Consider the following 6,313-nt stretch of genomic DNA (forward strand, 5'->3'; position numbering starts at 1 on the left):
TATCTCCCTCGTTGAAGCAATATAAGACGTTTCTAAGCATGCCCCCTTATAAGCTAAGACAGTGCGCAACAATTTAAAGCGAAAAACCGGCTCTGATCAAAATTCACTTAGAGATTGGCGCTCTTCAACACGCGGCTGATAGAAACGAAATGTCGTCTTTCCGGCAGCCTTGGCAGAATAGAGCGCAGCATCTGCATTGATAAAAACACTTGATGCGGAATCACCTGATATTTGTGCTATTCCCACAGACGCTCCAAGCTTTAAATCACCATCGTCGAAAGGAACAGGTTCACAGAGACGGTCAATTACGATTTGTGCGAGTTTTTCTGCTTGCCCCTTATTGTAAAAATCTGACGTAATAACCGCAAATTCATCTCCACCTATTCTGAAAATGCTATTGTCGGTATTCTTTATCTTATTGAGACGATCCCCGATCTCTCGAATACAATTATCACCGGCAAGATGCCCGAACTCGTCGTTTATATTTTTGAACCCATCCAGATCAATTAACAGAAGAAATCCAGATTTACTGTCAATGCTGGCACGTTCAAACGCCGAAGCGAGTTTTAAATGGAATTGGCTTTTATTGGCCAAACCAGTCATTTGATCATATTCTGCGAGATACATTATCCGGTCAAACAACGCCTTCTGATCTGTGATATCCTGCTTCATACCGAAAATCCGGACCGGTATATTGTCCTGGCATTCGATAGAAGCTGTGATCCGTATCCAACGTTTGTTGCCGCGAAATGTCGTTATTTCTGCTTCCAGGGTGAAGCCGCTGCGCCCTTCGATCGCACCCGATCGACGCTTTTGCAGTTCCTGCCGCGAACTTTCCGTATAACAAGCCAGTGTATCAGCACGATTGAGCGATGCGCCTCGTGGAAGCTCGAAAATATCGTACACATAGTCCGACCAGGTTAACTCTTCCTCGGGCAGTGTGCACTCCCAAATGCCGATCTGAGCGACAATAGAAGATTGACCGTATATTTTTTTGACGTGAGACAGCGCCTGCGTCTGCTCACTGATCAGCTCTTCTTTGTCTTTTAATTCGAGCCGCAGACGTTCCAGTTCTTCTTTCAACTGGCTCAGCACGGCGTCATCCTTGATGGACATTCATATTCTCTACTGTTGCAGCAACAATGACAGTCACACTATCAGATCCAAAAGGATGTGCTTATTGAGATATCTCTCATTAAAGTAACCTATATACACGTCACGCTCAACGACACCGCAACTTCGCCCTCTGCGCACTTCTCGTATAGAACCAAACCATGCTAGATGACCGATATGAGTGTGTTGTCGTCCGAGTTTCCCATTTATAATCCGCCGCTGGAACCATATGTTTCGATCATTCATCGTGATACGGACATTCTGGTGCTGGATAAGCCGAGCGGGTTATTGTCCGTGCCGGGGCGTCATCCTGCCTTGTCGGATAGTCTTGCTACGCGCGTTCAAAAAGAATTTCCAAATGCCTTGATGATCAACCGCCTGGATAAGGATACCTCCGGTCTTGTGCTGATGTCGCTCAATCGCAAAGCCCATGCTGCTATTGCCTCACAATTTGAAGCACGCACGACGAAAAAGTCTTACGTGGCAGAAGTCTGGGGGCATGTGGGTGCTGATGAAGGCCTGATTGATCTGCCCTTGGCAATCGATCCGGACAACAAACCACGCCATCGTGTGGACCATGAAAACGGCAAGCCAGCTCAAACGCGCTGGACGGTTCTTGCACGTGGCGACAATACGACCCGCCTCCGCCTGTCTCCATTGACCGGGCGAACCCATCAGCTACGCGTTCACCTGAAAGCAATAGGCCATGTGATTCTTGGTGATGAATTCTATGCCGAAGATGCTGCTCTCGCAGCGTCCGACCGCTTGCTGTTGCATGCAGAAGAAGTCGCTTTCCTTCATCCGAATGGCCGCGATGTCAAATTCGTTGTCCCCTGCCCATTCTGAGAGCCTCCATGTCGCAAAAAGCAGAAGCATCAGAACTTATCGTTGATTTTGTTGGTGGTGCTGTCGGCCATAGGTTCCGCTCCGGTGAAGGCCGGGGGCAGGCACTCGCCAAGGCTGCGGGACTGACTGGTGGTGTCACGCCAGATATCGTCGATGCCACAGCAGGACTTGGGCGGGACGCCTTTCTGCTCGCTGCCCTCGGCGCGAAGGTAACACTCATCGAGCGCTCGCAGAAGATGCACGATCTGCTTGCTGAAGGATTGGCACGCGCGGCGTCTGAAGGTGGACTATATGCCGAAACCGTAGCGCGTATGACCTTGCTGCAAGGCGATTCCTGCCTGTTACTCCCGGAACTCAAGCCACAAGTGGTGCTGGTCGATCCCATGCATCCGCCACGCGGAAACTCGGCACTGGTCAAAAAAGAAATGCGCCAGATCCGCGAGATTGTCGGCAGCGACCCTGATTCCGAAAAACTTATGCAAGTCGCACTCGAATATGCACAGAACCGGGTTGTTCTGAAATGGCCATTGCGCGCGGAACCTATGGTGGGGCTACGCAAGCCTTCTCATCAAATACTGGGTAAAAGCACCCGCTACGACGTATTCGTTAAAGCAAAGATTATAACGGCTTAACATATGAGAACACCGAAGCAATTCAATAGCGTCGGTGTTCTCATAACCGTTTAACCCTGCATCTTATCCGAAAGCCGTTTCACTCTTTTCGGATAGACCTCAATTCGAGCACTTCACGTCATAGGATATGACAGACGGTGTATCAGGTGAATCCCCTACCGTTGCGACGGAGAGGCTGTTGCCTGCATTCTTGTACGCAAAGCCGCAGAAACCAAAACCTGTCCCGGCACAGCCATCAACCTCGGTGATTCCCATATCTACCAGGCTTTTCGATGCGCTATCGAGCTCCTCTTTGCTCTGCTCCGGCTGCCAGCCGTGTTCCTTGAGCATCATCCGCGCCAGAATGATCGGTACATTATAGACATTGGGGACCGTTACCTGCCCCGAGCAAAATTTCTCCTCGTTGGGCAATGCGGTAATAACGATACCTTTCCCTCCAACAAGCTTCACGTCGGCGACCGGTTGCCGCACCAGCTCGCCATCCCAAAAGCGCAGAACATCTCCACGCGCTTCAACCCGTCCAAGGCTCAACGTGGTCTTTTTAGATGCGTAAGCGAGCGCAATAAGCTTTCCGCCTTCATAAAACGCAATATTGCCGTCTTTCAGCAGGCATGATCCGCTCGTGCCTTCCTCCGTATCGGCAACGAAACTGACGACCTGCAGCGAGCCGAGTTTCGCCTCGCCTGTCACAGTCCAGCCGTGCTGTTCAACCGCCCGCGCCTCGCTACCTGGCGTTTTGCTGGTCCAGTTATCGCAGGATACTGTCTCTTCGCTCTTTTTCGGAGCTTTCGGCAGCTCTGCAAGGCGCACGATCTCAATGCCGCTAACCTGTGAAACAGTGATGAACTTATCAAGCTGAGCTGATTGGGCTGTATGTGCTTGAGCATTCGCAGAGGTTGCAAACGCCAATGTCATGCCAGCAACGAGAAGACGAGAGATCATATCAAACCGTTCCAAAATCGATATTCTTGTGAGCGAAGCAGTGCGTGATAAACGAGGCTCCGCCTGATTCAGGTTCAAGATAGCAGTCAAACGCCGCTTTTAAAGCCAAAACATTGTTTTTGTTATCTTTGATACTAATTCGGCATGATTGTTCAAGATAGCGATTTGAATTGTTGGAGACTTGGCAGCATTATCGTCCACATTCGATTATCGAACTTCGATGATTTGCAACACAGGCGAACCAGATTGAGGCCGGATGAAGAACACCGTTGACCTGACAACCGCGCCGATTAATCAAGCGCTGTTGCTATTCGCCCTGCCCACACTCGGAGCTTCCATTCTGCAATCCGCTAATGGCTCCATTGACACAATCTGGATCGGACACCTGATCGGGACAGATGCACTTGCCGCGACCACCAACGGCAATCTTGTCATGTTCTTGCTAACGGCATTTGTCTTTGGTTTCGGTATGGCGTCCACAATTCTCATTGGTCAATCATTCGGGCGCCGCGATATAGAAACAGCACGCGCTATCACGGGCACAACGCTCGGAGCATTCATTCCGGTCAGCATCATCGTCGCCATCGTCGGCTGGTTTTTGGCACCATCCGTATTGGGGCTTCTGGGGACGCCGGAAACCATCGAGCCACTTGCGCGTGCATTCCTTCAGGTAACGTTTGTCGCCATGCCTGCCATACTCATGCAGACCATCCTGATGATGGCACTTCGCGGCAGCGGTGATTCCATAACGCCTCTCATATTCATGGGACTGGCCGTCATCCTTGATATCGTGCTTAATCCGCTGCTCATTCTGGGCATTGGACCAATACCCGCTCTCGGCATATCCGGCTCCGCTTTGGCCACCGCCATTGCAAATTACATCAGTCTCGCCGCTATGCTGATTTACGTCTATCGCAAAGACCTGCCTCTGCGGCTCAAAGGCGAGGAGCTGTGGCTTCTCGTTCCTGATCCCAAAGTGCTGAAACTGATCTTCAGTAAAGGGCTTCCAATGGGCATTCAGATGATCGTGGTATCCAGCGCCATGCTGACCATGATGCGATTGGTCAATCAGGAAGGTGTGAATACGACCGCAGCCTTTGGCGCGACGCAACAATTATGGACCTATGTGCAGATGCCAGCGATGGCATTGGGTGCCGCCGTCAGCGCCATGGCAGCGCAGAATATCGGTGCAGGCAAGTGGGACCGCGTCAACAGCATCACCCGGATCGGCGTATTCTATGCTATCCTGATGACCGGCATTCTCGTCATTGTTCTGCTCCTTGCAGACAGACAGGCCATGCAGATCTTCTTAGGTAACGAAAGCCCCGCCATTCCAATCGGCCAGCATATCGGCAAGATCGCCACGTGGGGCTTTATTGCGTTTGGTGTTTCCATGGTTCTCTTTGGAACAGTCCGTGCAAACGGTCAGGTTATCTGGCCGCTTATCATTCTTTTTGTATCGATGTATCCGGTTCGTCTGGGTGTTGCTGTGGGTATGCGAGACTGGCTGGGCCCGGATGCGCTTTGGCTCAGTTTCCCGGTTGCCATGCTATCCACCATGCTTATGGCTGGAGCGCTCTATCTTCACGGGGGCTGGCGTAAAAACCAGTCAATGCATGTCGATAAATTCGAGTTGGAAGGTTCAGCTGCGGTCACTTCTCAAACAGCAGAAGCGGCACCATCATCCAACGCGATGACACCAAATTCGCCGCACGTGCCGGAGAATAGCTAGAACAGAGCTCGAATGTTCCGCTCTGATTATGTCGACTGCAGCACGGCGATGATCAATCGAGAATAAAAAAAGCCGAAGGCATTTTTTTGCCTTCGGCTTACAAATTTAGATAAGACCTTCGTCTTTAAGCGCTTTCTGAGCTGCTGGACGCGACATCACCCGTTCACGTAAGGCCAGAGCTTTTGGATATGCGGTAAGATCCACTTTCAAAGCCAGCCCCCATCCAACAATGACGGACGCATAGGCATCTGCCTGCGTGAAATCGGCTCCAATCCAGTAAGCCTGGTCCTCGTCAAGCATGGCCTCAAGTTGCCCCATACGACGGTTAATCGAAGCGATTACCGAAGCCTTGGCTTCATCCGTCGGGTTAGGCGCAAACAGGCCGCCAAACGCGACGTGCAGATCGCCACAGAAGCCGAGGGCTTCCTGCAAACGTGCACGTTCAATTGTGCCATAGGGTGGCTTGAAAGCAGCCACATCAGAATGGTCACCAATATACTGAAGAACCGCCGCGTTCTGCGTGATCACAACACCAGGTTCAACTTCTATAGCCGGCACAGCGCCCCGCGGATTGATCTTCAGATAATCAGCACCACTAGCTGTCGTCTTCGCTTTCAGATCAACCGCTTCCAGATCATAGGTAAAGTGCGCTTCGTTAAGAACGATATGCGCAGCCAAAGAACATGCACCGGTTTTATAAAAGAGCTTCATTATCGTCTCCATAGAAGTTGTTTCACTGCGCTTTTATCAGTTTCCAAAGTTGCGACAATATTTCTTGTAATCACGATATCGGGATAAAATTTTTCGCTATTCGTCGATGGGAAAAGGAGGCTTTTCTTACATCTGCCACGTGGTAGGGCCTTATTGAGAGGTTCTGCGCGAGCACTCTACATTCACGAGATAGGTCTCACGCACTCGCTCCGGCTCACCTTGTCACTTGGGCGCACGTTGGTTTTGGGAGCGCATTGAGCTTGGATGCGTTTTGCTTGGTAGGCGCTTTGGTTTATTTTTGATTTTTGATTTTTGATAAAAAAAGGCCCGCTTGAAG

The 6,313-nt window shown here is 50.7% G+C and carries 6 protein-coding genes; 3 read left to right on the forward strand and 3 right to left on the reverse strand.

Annotated elements, in window-relative coordinates:
- Positions 1-96: 96 nt before the first annotated feature.
- Positions 97-1,116, reverse strand: coding sequence for a GGDEF domain-containing protein (locus tag CEV32_RS17065; protein ID WP_094578306.1), 1,020 nt, complete (start codon positions 1,114-1,116; stop codon positions 97-99).
- 174 nt (positions 1,117-1,290) lie between these two features.
- Here CEV32_RS17065 and CEV32_RS17070 point away from each other — a divergent pair, with 174 nt between their 5' ends.
- On the forward strand, positions 1,291-1,959 hold the full coding sequence (locus tag CEV32_RS17070; protein WP_094578332.1) for a pseudouridine synthase: 669 nt from the start codon (positions 1,291-1,293) through the stop codon (positions 1,957-1,959).
- Positions 1,960-1,967: 8 nt separating this feature from the next.
- Positions 1,968-2,591 carry a class I SAM-dependent methyltransferase gene (locus CEV32_RS17075; RefSeq protein WP_094578307.1) on the forward strand — a complete coding sequence of 208 codons (624 nt, stop codon included), beginning with the start codon at positions 1,968-1,970 and terminating at the stop codon, positions 2,589-2,591.
- Between the two features lie 99 nt (positions 2,592-2,690).
- Here the strand turns inward: CEV32_RS17075 and CEV32_RS17080 are convergent, their stop codons facing one another.
- Entirely contained in the window at positions 2,691-3,533 is an 843-nt protein-coding gene (locus tag CEV32_RS17080) for a hypothetical protein (protein WP_094578308.1), read from the reverse strand.
- Positions 3,534-3,789: 256 nt separating this feature from the next.
- On the opposite strand from CEV32_RS17080, the gene CEV32_RS17085 reads away from it, so the two are divergent.
- Positions 3,790-5,265: an MATE family efflux transporter gene (locus tag CEV32_RS17085; protein WP_094578309.1), complete on the forward strand. Its 1,476-nt coding sequence runs from the start codon at positions 3,790-3,792 to the stop codon at positions 5,263-5,265.
- A gap of 105 nt (positions 5,266-5,370) precedes the next feature.
- Here CEV32_RS17085 and CEV32_RS17090 read toward each other — a convergent pair whose 3' ends face one another.
- Positions 5,371-5,976 carry a glutathione binding-like protein gene (locus tag CEV32_RS17090; protein ID WP_094578310.1) on the reverse strand — a complete coding sequence of 202 codons (606 nt, stop codon included), beginning with the start codon at positions 5,974-5,976 and terminating at the stop codon, positions 5,371-5,373.
- Positions 5,977-6,313 lie beyond the last annotated feature (337 nt).

Source organism: Brucella rhizosphaerae (assembly GCF_002252475.1).
In the GTDB taxonomy this organism is placed as follows: Bacteria; Pseudomonadota; Alphaproteobacteria; order Rhizobiales; family Rhizobiaceae; genus Brucella; species Brucella rhizosphaerae.